This window comes from Pseudomonas sp. Y3 TE3536, assembly GCF_053629175.1.
In genome coordinates this window covers 3,255,332-3,271,163 of sequence record NZ_JBRJHU010000001.1, presented here as the reverse complement: position 1 = coordinate 3,271,163, position 15,832 = coordinate 3,255,332, and the positions used below count along the sequence as shown (strand labels likewise).

Sequence of the window (15,832 nt, the reverse complement as noted above, 5' to 3'; positions counted from 1 at the left end):
GGGGTTTTTTATTGTTGCGCTACAACCGGGTCAAGGCTCAGTGCGAGACGCGGCTGGTACCGTCGACGGTCATGATGCGAACACGGTCGCCAACCCGGAAAATCTCGTTTTCCTGAACGGCCTGCACATAGGCACGCATGCTGCCGTCATCTTCACGCACGGTGATTTCAACACCCTGGGTGCGAGTGATGCCTTCCTCGGCGGCAGAACCTGCCAGGCCACCGGCCACTGCACCAATTACGGCAGCAACGATGCTGCCGCGGCCACCACCGACTGCACTGCCGGCAACGCCACCGACAATGGCGCCAGCGCCACCGCCGATTGGGGTCTTGGTGCCTTCGATCTTGACCGGACGGAGGGATTCGATGGTACCCATACGCACTGTCTGCACGCGACGGGCCTCATCACGGGAGTAGCTATCGCCGGTCAGGCTCGAGGCACAGCCCCCCAGCAACAGCGACATGGTGGTAAAGGTCGCCACCAGCAAAGCGGATTTACGCATAGGTAAAATCTCCAAAAGTCATCGGTGTTCATTAGACGCTGCGCGTTGACGGCTGTCACGACGCAGACGCAATAAAATTGTTTTCATTCAGCCTGGGTACAGCCTGCATGGACTGTATCGAGGGGCCTTTCAAGTGAGACCAAGGATAGCCATGGATTACTTCATCGTCGTGGTGACAACTGTCGCAGGGCTGTACTTCCATGGGTGGCTGTATGTGCGCATGCGCCGCTGGATGGACCGCGACCTGGCGCTATCGATGGCCGGGAAGGATGCGCAGAAGCGTGACTACATGTTGCAGCGGCTGGAGCAGGCACGCAAAGAGAAGGTCAAGCGCAAGGCGCTGGCGAGTTGGTTGGAGCGGGAGGCGGCGGCTTATACGAGGTAACCTGATCGATCGCTGGGGCCGCGTTGCGGCCCATCGCGACACAAGGCCGCTCCTACAGGGGAACGCGCCAGTTGCTGGATACACGATCTCCTGTAGGAGCGGCCTTGTGTCGCGATGGGCTGCAAAGCAGCCCCAGGATCTCAGGGTGCCAGCCGCTCTCGCAGCCATTGCCCATCGACCAGGCGGTAATTCAACCGGTCATGCAGGCGGCTCGCCCGCCCCTGCCAGAACTCGATACGCTCAGGCAACAGACGGTACCCTCCCCAATGCTCGGGGCAATGCGGCTGAGTGTCACAGAACCGCGCCTCGGTCGCCTTTACCAGCGCTTCCAACGCTTCGCGGCCGGTTATTACCTGGCTTTGCGGCGAGGCCCAAGCCCCCAGGCGGCTGCCCAGCGGTCGCACCTGGTAGTAATCGTCCGACTCCTTGGCCGTGACCTTCTCCACACGCCCTTCGATACGTACCTGGCGCTCCAGCGCCGGCCAGAAGAACGTCATGGCGGCGAAAGGGTTGGCCTGCAGTTGCTGGCCCTTGGCACTTTCGTAGTTGGTGAAGAAGGTAAAACCACGGTCATCGAGCCCCTTGAGCAGCAAGACGCGGCAATGGGGCCGGCCCTCGCCATCGACCGTGGCGAGGGTCAAGGCGTTGGCCTCGACCGGGGGTTGTTCAGTCTTCACCGCATCGGCGAACCACTGGTGGAACAAAGCGAACGGCTCCCCCGGGGCCTGGGCTTCTGCCAGGCCATCACGGGTGTAGTCGCGGCGCATATCGGCCAGGGTTTGAGTCATGGCTGCGTTTCCTTGACGATCAGTTGGTCTTCGCAGGGCTGTTGGCGGCTACTTTCTTGTCGGTGGTCGCCTTCTTGGCAGCGGGCTTGGCCGGCGCGGCTTTGCTTTTTGCAGCCGTCTTGGCGGGTGCCTTGGCCTTGGCGACAGGCTTTTTCGCGGCCGGTTTGGCAGCGGCCTTGGCAGCCGGTTTGGTGCTGACGGCCTTGGCGGCAGGTGCCTTGGCATCCTGAACCGCGACCATCGACGCTGGGGTCGGTGCCGGCGCGGCCTGTTGGTACTTGGCCAGCAGCGCGAGCATGGTGTTCTGTGGCGTCAGCAGCAATTCCACACGGCGGTTCAGTGCACGGCCTTCGGCGCTGTCGTTGGCGGCGCGCGGCATTACCGACCCCATCCCCTTCAGGCTCAGGCGATCACGTTGCAGGCCGCTGAGGCGGAAAATCGCCGACACCGAGGCGGCGCGCTCCAGGCTGAGCTTCTGGTTAGCCGCTGCAACACCGCTGCTGTCGGCATGGCCCAGCACCAACACGGCGGTCTTGGAATCGCCCTCGACGGTCTTGGCCACACGGGTGATCGGGCCCAGGGTCATCGGCAGCAGCATGTTCGGGCGATCAGGGTTGTACGAGCTGTCCACCGGAATGGTCACCGCCAGCACGTTGTCACGGCGCTCCAGTTCCAGCTTGCTGTCCTTGATGGCTTCACGCAGCTTGGGCTCGTATTCGTCCAACCAGGCTTGGGTGGCTTTCTGGTCGATCTTCGGTACAACAGGCCCTTTGGCCGTGTCGTCGCCGCCAAACGGCCACCACCAGCGGCTTGCGCTTTCAGACTTGGCATCGGCCTTGGCGACCTTTTCGGTGACGGCTTGCTTCACTTCCTGCTCGGCAACCTGGTCCGACCCAAAAGGCCACCAGTTGAAACCACTGTCCTTCGCGGCGTCCGGGGAGTGGCTGGCGCAGCCGGTAACGGCGGTCAGGCACAGGGCGAGTGCTAAGGTTTTATGTGAAGACATCAGCGATACACCATGAAATAGAAGGAAATTTTGCCAACGCACTTAACGCGTAGACATTGAGGATAGTCAAAGGGGTCAGCCAATACCCGCATTACCCGATCAAAGGCAACTGGCAAGAACGCGGACCAACTTCTGGGCTCTTGGGTCCATGAGCACATACGGGCCAAGGGTATTGACCACAAAACCGAATGCCACATCGTGCTCTGGGTCGGCGAAACCTACTGAGCCGCCCGCGCCGGGATGCCCGAACGCACGGGCACCGAGGCCAAAGGTGGCATTGGCCACCTCGGGCTGGTCAAGCATGCAGCCCAGGCCGAAACGGGTCTGGGTCAGCAAGGTGCGATCCTGGCCGATACTGTGCTCACGGGTGAGTTCGTCGAGCAGCTCGGACTCGAGCAGGCTGCCATCGAGCAGCCCGGCATAGAAGCCTGCCAGGCTGCGGGCATTGCCGTGGCCATTGGCCGCCGGTTGCTGCATGCGCCGCCACTCGGGCTTGTTGGTACTGGTGAGAATCGCTGGCGGGTTGGTGAACGCACGGGTCGACAGCGCCTCGGGCTCACGCATGGTCACCTGCAGCAAGCGCTGGGCCGCGGCATCGCCGGGGTTACCTTTGCCGCGTGCGATATGCGCCACACGGTAAAACTCGTCATCCGCCAGGCCGACATGGAAGTCCAGCCCCAACTGCCGGGCCGTACGGGCCACGATCGAATCGCCTGGGCCACGGCCGTCTGCACGGCGGATCAGCTCCCCGATCAGCCAGCCATAAGTGATGGCGGCGTAGCCGTGTTCGGTGCCAGGCGCCCACCACGGGGTTTCGGCGGCCAAGGCATCGACCATCGCCTGCCAGTCATACAACGCCTCGGCAGGCAGCAACTCACGGATGGCCGGCAGGCCAGCGCGATGGCTGAGCAACTGGCGCAGGGTGATGGACTGCTTGCCGGCCTGAGCGAATTCGGGCCAGTAATGCGCGACCGGAACATCCAGCGCCAATTTGCCCTCGCCTACCAGTTGCAAGGCGGTGACGGCGGTGAAAGTCTTGGTGCAGGAGAACAGGTTGGCGATGGTGTCGCTGTGCCAGGCCTGCTGCCCGTCCTTGTCGCTGGTGCCCGCCCACAGGTCGATCACGGTCTCGCCGCCCACCTGGATGCACAGCGCCGCGCCACGCTCCTGGGGATCATCGAACAACTCGGCGAAGGCTTCACGCACCGCCTCGAACTTCAGCTCATAGTGACCCTGGATCTGCACCCACTGTTCTCCGTACGACCTTCTGAAAATGGCGTGCATTGTTTCAGTAGTTGGCGGTTTTGCAAACTGGCTTAGGCTGGGTGGTCGCAGGTAAAGGGGCCGTTTGACGGCCCCGATGGCTCACGGCTGCGGCTTGGCCAACTGCGCGCGCAACTGACCAATGGCCTGCTGGTTGTTTTTACGCACCGCCTCGACGAACCCTGGGTAGGGCACATCAGTGATGGCCACCAGCCCCAGGTGCCCGTTCTCACCATCGAGCAGCCGCCCACTGGCCGGTTGGTCCAGGTACTGGAACCAATGCGCCCCGACGATCATCGGCTGCGCCAACGCGGCCTTGAGGAAGTTGCCATAGGCCGGCCCACGGTCTTCTTCACGCGCCACCTCCAACGGCCCCGGCCAGAACGGCCCACGGTCGCGGGAGCCGAACTGGAACTCGGACACCAGCACCGGCTTGTCCAGCTCGGCAAGGCGGGCGAAGTCGTAACCGTCCTCAGGCTTGAGGGTATAGAAGTTGAAACTCAGCACGTCGCAGAACTCCGCACAGGCCTTGACCGCTTCTGGCGTGCTCACCGCATAGCGGCCGCCGAGCAGCAGGTGATTGGGCGCGTGCCACTTCAACGAATCGGCGATGGTCTTGAAATAGGTCTCGGCGAACACCTGTTGGAAGTACTGGTAATCCCGCTCGATTTCCGGGTGCTCCGGGTTGGGCAAGGGGGCCTCGAAACCGGGGTCTTCCATCAGCTCCCAGGCGGACAGTTCAATCCCCCAAGCCTTGGACAGGCCCTCCTGGTTGCGGTATTTGTCCCGCAGTTGCTTGAGGAAGGCACGCTTGGCGGGCACGTCGGTGGTCAGGCGCAGTGTGCCGTAGGCCAGCCCGTAGCGGGCCTTGGGGTCATTGCCCGGGGCGGCCCAGGCCAGCTCGTTGTCAGCGAAGTAGCCGATCAGCCACGGGTCATCACGGTGGTCCCGGGCGGCAATGGCGACCGCGCGCTCGGTGGCCATGGCGAACCGAGGGTCGAAGGGGTCGGGCATGCTGCCCCACCAGTCCATGCCCGTACTGATGCTGGCGTAGTCACCGACAATCGACAGCGGCAAGGTGTAGGGCATGCGCTTGGCCTGGCCCAACGCCGAATCGCTCCAGTTACCCAGGGTATTGAAACCCCAGGCTTGCAGGCGATCGAGCGCGTGCGTCTGCCAGCGCGAGGCATCCAGCACCAATGGCGGGCACTCTACTGCAGGCTGCCCCTCAACGCTGGGCGTGCAAGGTTTGCCATAGGTGCGCTGGATATTGGCGGCATAGAAGTCGAACCAACGCCCCTGCTTGAAGTTGCGCCCTTGCGACGAGGCATTGCCGTCGTCGTTGTTACCCTTGCCATAGAACGCCGCCAGCGGATCATTATCGCCGGGCAGCGCCTTGAACATGCCGTCACGGCCTTCGACGTAGGTGCGCCCGCCATCCGCGGCCACGGCGTTGACACCCAGCGAGTAGAACGGGTGGCCATCCGGCGTTACCAGGTACCAGCGCCCATCACGCTTCTCGGTTCGGAAAAAGCCCTTGGCCTCGAACGCCGCCCCGTCCAGCAGCCCGCCATAGGTGTCCAGGGGCTGCTTGCCAAGCTCTGCCAGCCAGCCCTTGAGTTGCTGCTGTTCGCGCACATCGGCAGCCTTGAGCTGCTCGTCGCTGCCGATTTTTTCAGGCCATTGGCCACGCGTGGACTGGCCATAAGCGTCAATCAGCTCGTGGTAGGCCGCTTTATAGGCCTGGTCGTCATCCTGAATACCCACTTTCTCGATCAGCAGGCTCTGCGCCACCTTGGGGTTGGGGATCGTCAGGCTGACAGAGGCCACTTGCTTAAGGTCTACAGCGCCCGCGCTACTGGTCAGCAGCAGGCGCTGGCCGGCATACGTCCACGGCATTGGCGGGCCAGCGCGCATGCCCTGGCTCAACGGCGAGGTGGCCGTGAGCGGCACCATCACCGTCTGGGCCGGCCCGGCTGGCAGGTCGATGCGGCTGGTCAGCTTGCGGCCATCAGTGCCCAGCACGGTGACATCCACAGTCAGCGCCCAATCCATGGCGCTTTGCAGGCGCAAGGTCAGGAACTGCCCGGCCGACCAGTCCCAGGCACCGCTTTGCGGGCTCAGGCGCAGGGTCGGCCGCTCGACCGGGTTGAACACCACACGCCGCAGCACCTCCCCCCCGGCCGTTTGCTCTGCGTTGTACTGCGGCATGCCGGCATCTTCGGTCACCACGTTGACCACCGAGGCCGGGCGCACGAAGCTGAACAGCGTCTGCTGCCCGGCCAGCAAGGGCGAGCTGAACAACAGGGCGAATACGACAGGCAGGGTACGGCGGACCATAGGGCTGGGGCTCTCCTTCAGGGCCCTCGTGAGCCCAAGACTGAGTGATGGACAACAAGCCGGAGCAGTGTGCTCCGGCCGTCAGGAAATCTCCCGCCGGAAGGGCGGCAGCGCATTGAGAATAGCCTTGCCGTAGCGCTGGGTGACCAGGCGCCGATCGAGCAAGGTGATGACGCCGCGATCCTGCTCGGTCCGCAGCAACCGGCCACAGGCCTGGATCAACCGCAACGAGGCATCCGGCACGGCAATTTCCATGAACGGGTTACCGCCGCGGGCTTCGATCCACTCGGCCAGGGCCGCCTCGACCGGGTCGTCGGGCACGGCGAAGGGGATCTTGGCGATCACCACATGCTCGCAATAGGCACCGGGCAAATCGACACCTTCGGCAAAGCTGGCCAGGCCGAACAACACGCTGTGCTGGCCGTCATCGACCCGCGCCTTGTGCTTGTTCAAGGTCTCCTGCTTGGACAGGTTGCCCTGGATCAGCACCAGCTTGCGCCAGTCCCGGTCCAGGCCGTCGAACACATCCTGCATCTGCTTGCGCGACGAGAACAGCACCAGCGCACCGCGGGCATCGTCGAGCATGTTGGGCAGCTCGCGGATGATGGCGGCGGTGTGCGCCGCCGCATCACGTGGGTCGGCGCCCAGGTCGGGCACCCGCAGCAGGCCGGCATCACCATGCACGAACGGGCTGGGGACCACGCAGGTAACGGCATCACGCGGCAGGCCCGAACGCATGCGGTAGCGGTCGAACTTGCCCAGGGCGGTGAGCGTGGCCGAGGTCACCAGCGCGCCGTGGGCGACACTCCACAGGCTGCGACGGAGCATTTCGGCGGCGAGAATGGGGCTGGCGTTGACTTCGATGTCGAACAACGCTCCACTTTCGGCCAGGGTCAGCCAACGCGCCATGGGCGGGCTGTCTTCGGGGTCTTCGGCGGTGAAGGCCGTCCACAGCTCCCAGTTGCCCTGTGCGCGGGTCACCAGGCTGCCGAACAGCGGGTACCATTCTTCGGCCTGGTGGCTGGCGATACCGATATTGACTTCACCGTCCATGCCTTCCTTCAGCAGGTCGGCCAGGCGAGTGAACAGGTCGTTGAGACGGGCGAAGCCCTTTTTCAGTTCGATGCCCACCTCGCGGATCTGCTCCGGCACCACGCCCCCTTCGAAGCGATAGCGCGGGCGTTCACGGCCCTCGGTGTCTTCACTGGGGCGGAAGTCCGCGACCTGTTCGCACAGGGTGAACATGAACTGCTGCTGGGTGCGGATCTCACGTGCCAGCTCCGGCACCTGTTCGATCAGTTTGCCCAGGTCACCCGGCAACGGGTGCTGGGCCAGCAGCTTGGTGAGGTTCTTGGCGGTCTGCTCCAGCCAGTCGGCCGTGGAGCGCAGGCGCGAGTAATGCGCGAAGTGGCCAATGGCTTTGTCTGGCAGGTGGTGGCCTTCGTCGAACACGTACATGGTGTCGCGTGGGTCGGGCAACACCGCGCCGCCCCCCAGGGCCAGGTCAGCCAGGACCATGTCATGGTTGGTGACGATCACGTCGACCTTGCCCATGCCCTCGCGCGCTTTATAGAACACGCACTGCTGGAAGTTAGGGCAGTGGCGGCCGGTGCATTGACTGTGATCGGTCGTCAGGCGTGCCCAGTCCTGGTCTTCCAGGGCTTCGGACCAGCTGTCGCGGTCGCCGTCCCAGCGGTTGCCCGCCAGTTTCTCGATCATGCTGTTGAACAGTTTCTGGCTGCGCTCGTCGACTTCGATGTGGAAGCCTTCTTCCTCGAACAACTGCGCAGTGGCCGATTGTGCGTGGCCTTCTTGCAGCAGCACATCGAGCTTGGACAGGCACAGGTAGCGGCCGCGTCCCTTGGCCAGGGCGAAGCTGAAATTCAGCCCGCTGCTGCGCATCAGGTCGGGCAGGTCCTTGAAGACGATCTGCTCTTGCAGGGCGACAGTCGCGGTGGCGATGACCAGGCGCTTGCCGGCAGCCTTGGCGGCCGGGATCGCGGCCAGCGCATAGGCGACCGTCTTGCCGGTACCGGTACCCGCCTCGACGGCGACAACGGCAGGCTCGCCGGCACGGCGGCCTTCATCGTCGCAGGCGATGTCGCCGAGCACCTTGGCCACTTCGGCGATCATCAGGCGCTGGCCGTAGCGCGGCTTGAGGCTCTTGGCTTCGAGAAAACGCGAGTAGGCGCCCTGGATGGTGGCTTTGAGTTCGTTGCTGATCATGGTCTGCAGGCGCCCGAAGGGCTGGATATATTTTCAGTGTTTCGCATGGGCGGCTATCATACCCCGCTATTGCCCTTTATGCCGCATGGAGATCCGGATGCTTGCCTTTGCCCTCCCCTACACACTGCATGTCCTGGCCGCGCTGGTCTGGGTCGGCGGCATGTTCTTCGCCTGGCTGGTGCTGCGGCCGGCAACGGTTGCAGCCCTCGACGGGCCTGCGCGCCTGCGGTTGTGGGTGGAAGTTTTCCGACGCTTCTTCAGATGGGTCTGGTTGGCGGTCGCGATTTTGGCGATCAGTGGTATCGGCATGTTGCACATGCGCTTCACAGGCTTCGAGACCGCGCCCAAGTACGTGCATGTGATGATCGGTGGCGGCATTGCCATGTTCGCCCTGTTCATGCGCATCCAGGCCTTGCTGCTGCCAGAGCTGAAAACAGCCGTGCAGGCCGAGGACTGGGCGGCGGGGGCCGCGGTACTGGGCAGGATTCGACGGATGGTCGGCATCAACCTGCTGCTGGGCATCGCGGTGGTGGCAGTGGCCAGCTCGCGGTGGGTGCTGTAGGCGACGCAACCCTGGGCCGCGCCGCCCGCGCGGGTCAAAGGCGCTGCAGGATCAACTCACCCGAGGCACCGGCCAGGCCTGGCTGGCCCGGTTGCCCCGGCCGCCCGCTGGCACCGGCATCGGTGCGATAGACCAAACACCCTTTACTCGCCCCGCCTTTGCCTGCCTTGCCCGCTGTGCCGGCCTGGCCTGGGGCACCGCCATCCAGGCGCACCACAATGCGCGATTGAGCAAAGCCCTGCGGCACACTCAGGCGAATTCGCCCACCCGCCGCACCGTCATGCCCGTTGCCGCCATCATCGCCATTGGCGCCGCGGCTGGCTTGGCCCCAGGTGCAGCCCCCGGCTTGGCCGTTGGCACCATCAAGCCCTGCATAACCCGGCGCGCCGGCACCGCCTCGGGCATCGATCGACAGTTGCTCGGCCTCTAACTCATCCAGCTTCAAGTCCAGGCTTCGCCCGGAACGGGCCGCACGCTGGTAGGTGCCTGGCGCACCCGGGGCACTGATCTGGCTGCCCTCACCCAGCCGGGCACTGCGTGCTTCGATGCGCAGCGGGTAGTCAGCGGGGGCAATGGCGATACGCGCCTCGCGCCCCAGTTGCAGGTGATCGACCTTCAACTCGGTGAGCGTGGCAGGCAAAAGCAGCGTCGCCGAGTCGGCCACGCGCAGGGACTCAAGGTGCACGCTGGCCGACTTGTCGGGCAAGCGCAGCATGGAATTGGAAGCCACTTCAAGGCTTTCGGCCTGGGCCAAGGGCGCGGCCAACACCGCCAGCAACATCAGATTACGCATTGCGCGGCGCCTCCTGCGCACGAGGAATGGACATGACATGGAAGATCCCCGTCAGCAGGATCTGCAAGCGGTCGAACCAACGGTGGCTGCGCCCACGCAGGCTGGCGTTGAAGAACAACACCTCGAGCACATGCAGGCTCAGCAAGACAATGCCTGCCGCGTTGATCAGAAGATTGAATGGCAAGGGTTGCGGCATCAACAGATTGAACAGCGCCACGCCCCAGAAGATAACGGTCAGGACCTTGCCCAGGCCCAGGATGAACTTCATAGCCCCGCCCCTCTACATTTATTGTTATGTCGAAGCGGCCCGTTCGAGCGAGCCGTGCGACCAACAGTACCTGTAATGCCAAGGCGTGCGCCAGAGGCCCTGCAGTGACGCTTGTCGGATCGAACTGCCCAGCAGCCTGCGCCCGCGCCACTGCTCCAGGCGCGGACGCTGGTGCTGGCCGTCACCGCTGGATCTTGATCTCGGTGCGACGGTTCATGGCGCGCCCATCGGCCGTGGCGTTGTCAGCCACTGGCTGGGTTTCACCGGCACCCACTATCGAGACGAAGCTGCTGCGCGGCACACCGCTCTCGACCAGGTAATCGGTCACCGAGTGGGCACGGCGCTCGGACAGTTTCTGGTTATAGGTGTCAGAGCCCACGCTGTCGGTATGGCCGCTGACACTAAGGCGGGCACTCGGTGCTTCCTGTTTGAGGCGGGTGGCGATGGTGTTCAGCCGCTCTTTATCCTTGGCGGTCAGACGCGCAGAGTCGAACTCGAAGTGCACATCGCGGATGACGATGACTTCTTCCTTCTGCACCACGACTTCCTCGACCACCGCGACCGGTTCTGGCGGGCAGCCATTGGCATCGACCTGCACACCGCGTGGGGTGCCGGGGCACTTGTCACGGCTGTCCGGCACGCCGTCACCATCCTCGTCGCCATCGCCATGGGCCCAGCAATAGCCCGCCGCCAGGCCACCGCCCAGCAACGCGCCCCAGCCAGCCCAGCTGGAACTCTCGATGGCACCCAAGGCGGCGCCGCCTACGCCCCCGACGGCAGCACACTTCGGCCAGTCGGTTTTTTGCAAACCTGCACAACCAGTCAACACACTGGTGAGCAGTACCAGGGGTATCGCTGTGCGTACTATGCTCATTTTCGTTGCTTCTCCTAGGGGAATCGGCATAAGGCCGATCTCTGGGAGTAAAGACCGCGCAATCCATCCCTGCCAGCAATAAGCCACGACGCGGTCACATGCCGCTTTGCCCAGGCGCTGCGGCCCGTTAGTCTTGGATGACTTGAACGAGGATTGGCAATGACCGACGGTTTTTCCCAGCGCACGCCCCAGCAGGCCTTGGCGGCCCTGCTCGAGCGTTTTACCCCTCAACGCCTGTTGCTGGTAGGCACGCGCTTCCCCGCACTGGACGCCTTTGCCGAGGCACACCCGCAGGTGGCCATCGCAACGACTGCACCCGGCCCGTTGCCGGCAGACCTTGCCGGTCAACGCTTCGACTTGGCGGTGCTGGTGGACTGCCTGGAGCACCTGCCCAAGCGTACCGGCCTGGAACTGCTGGGCGGCATTCGTAACCTTAATGCCAGCCGGGTTGCGGTGCTGGCCGACCTCTCGGCCTGCGGTTGGCAAGACACCGACTTTTTCGCCCTGGCCTTGTCTGCCAGCGAAAAATTCCGTCGTGAAGGGCAGGTGTTGAGCCTCTTCACCTATGATCTACATGACTACAAGCAAGTCCCGGACTGGCTCAATGCGCGATTCTGGGCCAACCCTGAAAATTTTGGAAAGTACTGGTGGTGATGATGAGTGTCTCGGTCTGCCCTTGCGGCAGTGGCAACCTGCTCGACGCCTGCTGCGGGCACTACCATGCCGGAACCCCGGCGCCGGATGCCCAGACGCTGATGCGCTCGCGCTACAGCGCTTACGTGCTGGGCCTGATCGACTACCTGGTGAGCACCACCCTGCCGGCTCAACAAGCGGCGCTGGACCGCGCCGCCATGGCCAGCTGGAGCGCCCAGAGCACCTGGTTGGGGCTGGAGGTGGAAAGCGCCGAGGTGCTGGGCGGCCAACCCGAGCACGGTTTTGTCACCTTCACCGCGCGCTGGCACGATGAGGACGGCGATCACCAGCACCGCGAGCGCTCGGCGTTCGTCCAGCATGAGGGGCGCTGGTACTTCATCGACCCCACGGTCGGGCTGAAGGCCGGGCGCAACGACCCTTGCCCCTGCGCCAGCGGTCAGAAGTTCAAGAAATGCTGTGCCAGTTACGTGGCCAGCTGAGCATGATCGCCCAGGCCCGCGTACTGCTGCTCGGCGCCCTGCTGGCACTGCTGGCGGGCTGCGTCAGCTGGGGCGGCGACGACTGGCGCAAACCTGAGGTGCACCTGGTCAGGGTCGAAACGGTCAAGGCCAGGCTGCTTGAGCAGGAGTTCGTGCTGCACCTGCGCGTCGACAACCCGAATGACAGCCGCTTGTTCATCCGCAGCCTGGCGTATTCGATACGGCTCAACGACCTGCTGCTGGTGCAGGATGAGACCAGTGTGTGGCGCAGCGTCGGCGGCCATGCCCGGCGCACCTTTAAGATCACAGCGCGGACCAACCTGTGGCAGCACCTCAAGCCGCTGGCCAAGCTGCTTAAAAGTGACCAACCGCTGCATTACACCTTGCAGGGCGAGCTGGCCACCGGGTTGCTGTTCCACCGGGACCTGCACTTGTCGCGCAGTGGTGAGATAATCCCCGGTGATTTCATACCGGAGTAACTTTGCAATGACCCAGCAACCTCATGTTCATGGCCCTGACTGCAACCACGATCATGATCACCACCACGATCACGACCATGGCCATGTGCACGGCCCGCACTGCAACCACGGCCATCAGGAACCTGTTCGTAACGCCCTGAAGGACGTTGGCCGCAACGATCCTTGCCCTTGCGGCAGCGAGAAGAAGTTCAAGAAGTGCCACGGCGCTTGATCGGCACGTTGTACTGAGGGCCTGGGTGTAGGGCTTGAGTGATGTGCTGTTCTCGAGATCGAGCGCCGCCCGCGCGGCGCTTCGCAGCACAAGGCTGCTCCTACATCTGTTTCGGGCCAATTATTCCTGTCGCATGAGCGCGCGGCCCCTTATTGCCTGACACGATATCGAGTCGAACAAACAAGGCGGTCGCGCGCCTCTCTCTCAGGCATGACTGGCCCGAAACAGATGTAGGAGCAGCCTTGTGCTGCGAAGCGCCGCGCGGGCGGCGCTCGATCTTGAGAACACCACATCACTCAAGCCCTACACCTGCCGCCCCTCGCCCATCGCCCCTCCCACATACCATTCGTAAATAAACCGCCTCAGCACCTTGCACCGCGCCTGCGTGCTCACTACCTTAGCGCCTTCCAAACCCCCGCCACGCCTTGCAGGAGCCTTGTCATGGCCGCCCCCGCCTTTCCTCCCTTCCGCCCGCGGTTCACGACCGCTGCCACGCTGCTCGGCATGCTCGGACTCGCCGGTTGCCAGATGGGCGGCTACCAGGACAGCGTGCCACCGACCACCGGCGTACAGCCGCTCAAAGGCCTGGCACAAAACGTCTCGGTACGGCGCAATGCCATGGGCGCGCCGTTGATCGAGAGCGGCAACTTCCATGACGCGCTGTTCAGCCTCGGTTACGTACACGCCGGGGATCGCATCGAGCAGATGGTCGCCATGCGCCTGCTCGCCCAAGGCCGCCTCGCCGAACTTGCCGGCAGCGATGCCCTCGACATCGACCGCCTGATGCGCGCCGCCAACCTCAAGCAAAGCGCCGCCCAGCAATACGCCGACGCCTCGCCACGGCTCAAGCGCTTCTTCGAGGTCTACGCCCGCGGCGTCAACGCCTATCTGTTCCGCTACCGCGACAAGCTGCCCGCCAGCCTGGCCAGCAGCGGCCATCGCCCTGAGTACTGGAAGCCAGAAGACTCGGCGCTGATCTTCAGCCTGTACGCCTTCAGCCAATCGGTGAACCTGCAAGAAGAACTTAGCGCCCTGACCCTGGCGCAGAAGGTCGGCAGCGACAAGCTGGCCTGGCTGCTGCCCGGCGCACCGGACGAACCGTTGGCCGACAGCGAAGTGGACAAGCTCAAGGGCCTCAACCTCGCCAGCCAGCTACCTGGCTTGCCCGCCCTGGCGGCAGCCAGCCAAAAGCTCGCCGACCTCGACCTGCTCGGTAGCCCAGGCTCGGCCAACCTGGCCTTGGCAGGCCAACGCAGCCGCAGCGGCAAGAGCCTGCTGGCCAGCGACAGCCAGGCCGCCTGCGCGCTAAGCCCGGTGCAGATCCACACTGGCAAGTACCAGGTCGCCGGCCTGTCGCTGCCGGGCCTGCCGATCGTGCTGGCCGGCTACAACGGTAAGATCGCCTGGAGCAGCAGCGCCGTGATGGCCGACAACCAGGACCTGTACCTGGAGCAACTGCGCCGCCAAGGCAACCAGCTGAGCTACCTGGCCGACGGCAAATGGCTGCCAGCACGAGCACGCAGCGAAACCTTCTTCGTGCGTGGCCAACGCCCGCTGCGCGAGGTCATGTACGACACGCGCCACGGCACCCTGCTTGCCCAGCCGGCAAGCGCCAGCCTGGGCCTGGCGCTGAACCTGCCTCAATTCAAGGGCGACCGCAGCCTCGACGCGCTGTTCGACCTGACCCGCGCCAAGACCGTCGAACGGGCATTCGACAGCACCCGCGAAGTCGCCGCCGCGGCGCTGAACTTCGTCTTCGCCGAGCCAGAGCACATCGGCTGGCAAGTCAGCGGGCGCTACCCTAACCGCCGAGAAGGCCAGGGCCTGCTGCCTTCGCCCGGCTGGGACGGCCGTTACGACTGGGACGGTTACGCTGACCCGATGCTGCACCCATACGATCAGGACCCGCCGGCTGGCTGGATCGGCCACGCCAACCAGCGCAGCCTGCCGCGCGGCTACGGCATGCAGTTGTCCAACACCTGGTACTACCCCGAGCGCGCCGAGCGCCTGGCTCAGTTGGCAGGCAACGGCCGTCACGACAGCCGCAGCCTGATGGCCCTGCAAAACGATCAAGTCACCCTGCTGGCCGACAAGCTCAAGCAGATGTTCGACGCACCGGGCATGGCTCAACCGCTCAAGCAAGCCATCGATGCCCTGCCACCTACTCAGCGTGACAAGGCCCGCGACGCCTTGGCCCGGCTCAAGGCATTCGATGGCCGGCTGAGCCCGGTGTCGGCAGATGCCGCGCTGTACGAGCTGTTCCTTCATGCCTTCGCCCGCGAAACCTTCCTCGACGACCTCGGGCCAGAATCCAGCCCTGCCTGGCAGGCGTTCGTCAGCAACGCACGGCTCTCCTACTCGGCACAGGCCGACCACCTGCTGGGCCGCGAGGACAGCCCGTTTTGGGATGACCGCAGCACCCCGCAGAAAGAAGACAAGCCGGTGATTCTCGCCCGCAGCCTGGCCGCTGCGGTGGATGCCGGCACTGCGCAACTCGGCGCCGACCGCCGCGCTTGGCAGTGGGGCAAGCTGCACCAGTACCGCTGGCCGGCACCGGCCTACCATGGCCTGGGTGATGCCCTCAGCCGTTCACCGCTGGCTGCCGGCGGCGACTTCAGTACCCTGGCCCTCACCCCCTACGCCTGGGGCAGTGACTTCGACACCCGCCTGCCAGCATCGGCACGCATGATCGTCGATTTCGGCCAGGCCGAACCGTTGCAGGTGCTGACCAGCAGCGGCCAGTCCGGCAACGCGGCAAGCCCGCACTACAGCGACGGGTTGGATGCCTGGTTCAAGGGGCGCTTCATGAGCCTGCCGCTGCAACAGCAGAACTTTGGGCGGGCGTATGGGAGCCAGCGGCTGACCTTGGTGCCGGGTCGGTGAAGGGGATGGTGTGATGCCGTGAGTGCATGACGCCTCTCTTGTAGCGCCTGTGAGATCGAGCGCCGCCCGCGCGGCGCTTCGCAGCACAAGGCTGCTCCTACATCTGTTTCGGGCCAATT

16 protein-coding genes are annotated in these 15,832 nt (G+C 64.3%); 7 read left to right on the top strand and 9 right to left on the bottom strand.

Annotated features, from left to right (window positions below; translation table 11 throughout):
- Positions 1 to 37: 37 nt before the first annotated feature.
- Positions 38 to 502 (bottom strand): outer membrane lipoprotein, encoded by a 465-nt coding sequence (locus AB7M33_RS14820; protein ID WP_027594232.1) that lies wholly within the window; start codon positions 500 to 502, stop codon positions 38 to 40.
- Positions 503 to 653: 151 nt separating this feature from the next.
- Between AB7M33_RS14820 and AB7M33_RS14815 the strand changes: the two genes are divergently transcribed.
- Positions 654 to 887: a hypothetical protein gene (locus tag AB7M33_RS14815; RefSeq protein ID WP_454243041.1), complete on the top strand. Its 234-nt coding sequence runs from the start codon at positions 654 to 656 to the stop codon at positions 885 to 887.
- Positions 888 to 1,027: 140 nt separating this feature from the next.
- Here the strand turns inward: AB7M33_RS14815 and pdxH are convergent, their stop codons facing one another.
- The 5 genes from pdxH to dinG form a co-directional block, all read right to left on the bottom strand.
- Positions 1,028 to 1,675, bottom strand: a complete 648-nt coding sequence (pdxH, locus tag AB7M33_RS14810) for a pyridoxamine 5'-phosphate oxidase (protein WP_027594230.1) — start codon at positions 1,673 to 1,675, stop codon at positions 1,028 to 1,030.
- Positions 1,676 to 1,694: 19 nt separating this feature from the next.
- Positions 1,695 to 2,681 (bottom strand): OmpA family protein, encoded by a 987-nt coding sequence (locus tag AB7M33_RS14805; RefSeq protein ID WP_265968785.1) that lies wholly within the window; start codon positions 2,679 to 2,681, stop codon positions 1,695 to 1,697.
- Positions 2,682 to 2,780: 99 nt separating this feature from the next.
- Positions 2,781 to 3,926 carry a serine hydrolase domain-containing protein gene (locus tag AB7M33_RS14800; RefSeq protein ID WP_265968783.1) on the bottom strand — a complete coding sequence of 382 codons (1,146 nt, stop codon included), beginning with the start codon at positions 3,924 to 3,926 and terminating at the stop codon, positions 2,781 to 2,783.
- A gap of 120 nt (positions 3,927 to 4,046) precedes the next feature.
- Positions 4,047 to 6,284 carry a beta-galactosidase gene (locus tag AB7M33_RS14795; protein ID WP_454243040.1) on the bottom strand — a complete coding sequence of 746 codons (2,238 nt, stop codon included), beginning with the start codon at positions 6,282 to 6,284 and terminating at the stop codon, positions 4,047 to 4,049.
- Between the two features lie 81 nt (positions 6,285 to 6,365).
- Positions 6,366 to 8,510, bottom strand: a complete 2,145-nt coding sequence (gene dinG / locus AB7M33_RS14790) for an ATP-dependent DNA helicase DinG (protein ID WP_027594226.1) — start codon at positions 8,508 to 8,510, stop codon at positions 6,366 to 6,368.
- 97 nt (positions 8,511 to 8,607) lie between these two features.
- Here dinG and AB7M33_RS14785 point away from each other — a divergent pair, with 97 nt between their 5' ends.
- Positions 8,608 to 9,072 carry a CopD family protein gene (locus tag AB7M33_RS14785; protein WP_099430252.1) on the top strand — a complete coding sequence of 155 codons (465 nt, stop codon included), beginning with the start codon at positions 8,608 to 8,610 and terminating at the stop codon, positions 9,070 to 9,072.
- Positions 9,073 to 9,106: 34 nt separating this feature from the next.
- Here AB7M33_RS14785 and AB7M33_RS14780 read toward each other — a convergent pair whose 3' ends face one another.
- The 3 genes from AB7M33_RS14780 to AB7M33_RS14770 all read right to left on the bottom strand — a co-directional run bounded on the left by AB7M33_RS14780 (position 9,107) and on the right by AB7M33_RS14770 (position 11,007).
- Positions 9,107 to 9,865 (bottom strand): collagen-like protein, encoded by a 759-nt coding sequence (locus AB7M33_RS14780; protein ID WP_454243039.1) that lies wholly within the window; start codon positions 9,863 to 9,865, stop codon positions 9,107 to 9,109.
- On the bottom strand, positions 9,858 to 10,133 hold the full coding sequence (locus tag AB7M33_RS14775) for a DUF1145 domain-containing protein (RefSeq protein WP_027594223.1): 276 nt from the start codon (positions 10,131 to 10,133) through the stop codon (positions 9,858 to 9,860). The genes AB7M33_RS14780 and AB7M33_RS14775 overlap by 8 nt, the downstream gene beginning before the upstream one ends.
- 181 nt (positions 10,134 to 10,314) lie before the next feature.
- On the bottom strand, positions 10,315 to 11,007 hold the full coding sequence (locus AB7M33_RS14770) for an OmpA family protein (protein WP_027594222.1): 693 nt from the start codon (positions 11,005 to 11,007) through the stop codon (positions 10,315 to 10,317).
- A gap of 159 nt (positions 11,008 to 11,166) precedes the next feature.
- Between AB7M33_RS14770 and AB7M33_RS14765 the strand changes: the two genes are divergently transcribed.
- The 5 genes from AB7M33_RS14765 to AB7M33_RS14745 all read left to right on the top strand — a co-directional run bounded on the left by AB7M33_RS14765 (position 11,167) and on the right by AB7M33_RS14745 (position 15,713).
- Positions 11,167 to 11,661: a DUF6231 family protein gene (locus tag AB7M33_RS14765; protein ID WP_027594221.1), complete on the top strand. Its 495-nt coding sequence runs from the start codon at positions 11,167 to 11,169 to the stop codon at positions 11,659 to 11,661.
- A 2-nt stretch (positions 11,662 to 11,663) separates the two neighbouring features.
- Positions 11,664 to 12,140, top strand: a complete 477-nt coding sequence (locus AB7M33_RS14760) for a YchJ family protein (RefSeq protein ID WP_099430254.1) — start codon at positions 11,664 to 11,666, stop codon at positions 12,138 to 12,140.
- A gap of 2 nt (positions 12,141 to 12,142) precedes the next feature.
- Positions 12,143 to 12,619, top strand: a complete 477-nt coding sequence (locus tag AB7M33_RS14755; protein ID WP_454244223.1) for an LEA type 2 family protein — start codon at positions 12,143 to 12,145, stop codon at positions 12,617 to 12,619.
- A 7-nt stretch (positions 12,620 to 12,626) separates the two neighbouring features.
- Positions 12,627 to 12,830: an SEC-C metal-binding domain-containing protein gene (locus AB7M33_RS14750; RefSeq protein ID WP_033694179.1), complete on the top strand. Its 204-nt coding sequence runs from the start codon at positions 12,627 to 12,629 to the stop codon at positions 12,828 to 12,830.
- Between the two features lie 441 nt (positions 12,831 to 13,271).
- Positions 13,272 to 15,713 carry a penicillin acylase family protein gene (locus tag AB7M33_RS14745; protein WP_454243038.1) on the top strand — a complete coding sequence of 814 codons (2,442 nt, stop codon included), beginning with the start codon at positions 13,272 to 13,274 and terminating at the stop codon, positions 15,711 to 15,713.
- Positions 15,714 to 15,832: the final 119 nt, after the last annotated feature.

Bases quoted from the DNA above. Each gene is read 5' to 3' on its own strand.
- AB7M33_RS14775 (WP_027594223.1), bottom strand. From the start codon at position 10,133: ATGAAGTTCATCCTGGGCCTGGGCAAGGTCCTGACCGTTATCTTCTGG.
- AB7M33_RS14745 (WP_454243038.1), top strand. From the start codon at position 13,272: ATGGCCGCCCCCGCCTTTCCTCCCTTCCGCCCGCGGTTCACGACCGCT.
- AB7M33_RS14750 (WP_033694179.1), top strand. From the start codon at position 12,627: ATGACCCAGCAACCTCATGTTCATGGCCCTGACTGCAACCACGATCAT.
- AB7M33_RS14785 (WP_099430252.1), top strand. From the start codon at position 8,608: ATGCTTGCCTTTGCCCTCCCCTACACACTGCATGTCCTGGCCGCGCTG.
- AB7M33_RS14760 (WP_099430254.1), top strand. From the start codon at position 11,664: ATGAGTGTCTCGGTCTGCCCTTGCGGCAGTGGCAACCTGCTCGACGCC.
- pdxH (WP_027594230.1), bottom strand. From the start codon at position 1,675: ATGACTCAAACCCTGGCCGATATGCGCCGCGACTACACCCGTGATGGC.
- AB7M33_RS14815 (WP_454243041.1), top strand. From the start codon at position 654: ATGGATTACTTCATCGTCGTGGTGACAACTGTCGCAGGGCTGTACTTC.
- AB7M33_RS14795 (WP_454243040.1), bottom strand. From the start codon at position 6,284: ATGGTCCGCCGTACCCTGCCTGTCGTATTCGCCCTGTTGTTCAGCTCG.
- AB7M33_RS14780 (WP_454243039.1), bottom strand. From the start codon at position 9,865: ATGCGTAATCTGATGTTGCTGGCGGTGTTGGCCGCGCCCTTGGCCCAG.
- dinG (WP_027594226.1), bottom strand. From the start codon at position 8,510: ATGATCAGCAACGAACTCAAAGCCACCATCCAGGGCGCCTACTCGCGT.
- AB7M33_RS14765 (WP_027594221.1), top strand. From the start codon at position 11,167: ATGACCGACGGTTTTTCCCAGCGCACGCCCCAGCAGGCCTTGGCGGCC.
- AB7M33_RS14820 (WP_027594232.1), bottom strand. From the start codon at position 502: ATGCGTAAATCCGCTTTGCTGGTGGCGACCTTTACCACCATGTCGCTG.
- AB7M33_RS14770 (WP_027594222.1), bottom strand. From the start codon at position 11,007: ATGAGCATAGTACGCACAGCGATACCCCTGGTACTGCTCACCAGTGTG.
- AB7M33_RS14755 (WP_454244223.1), top strand. From the start codon at position 12,143: ATGATCGCCCAGGCCCGCGTACTGCTGCTCGGCGCCCTGCTGGCACTG.
- AB7M33_RS14805 (WP_265968785.1), bottom strand. From the start codon at position 2,681: ATGTCTTCACATAAAACCTTAGCACTCGCCCTGTGCCTGACCGCCGTT.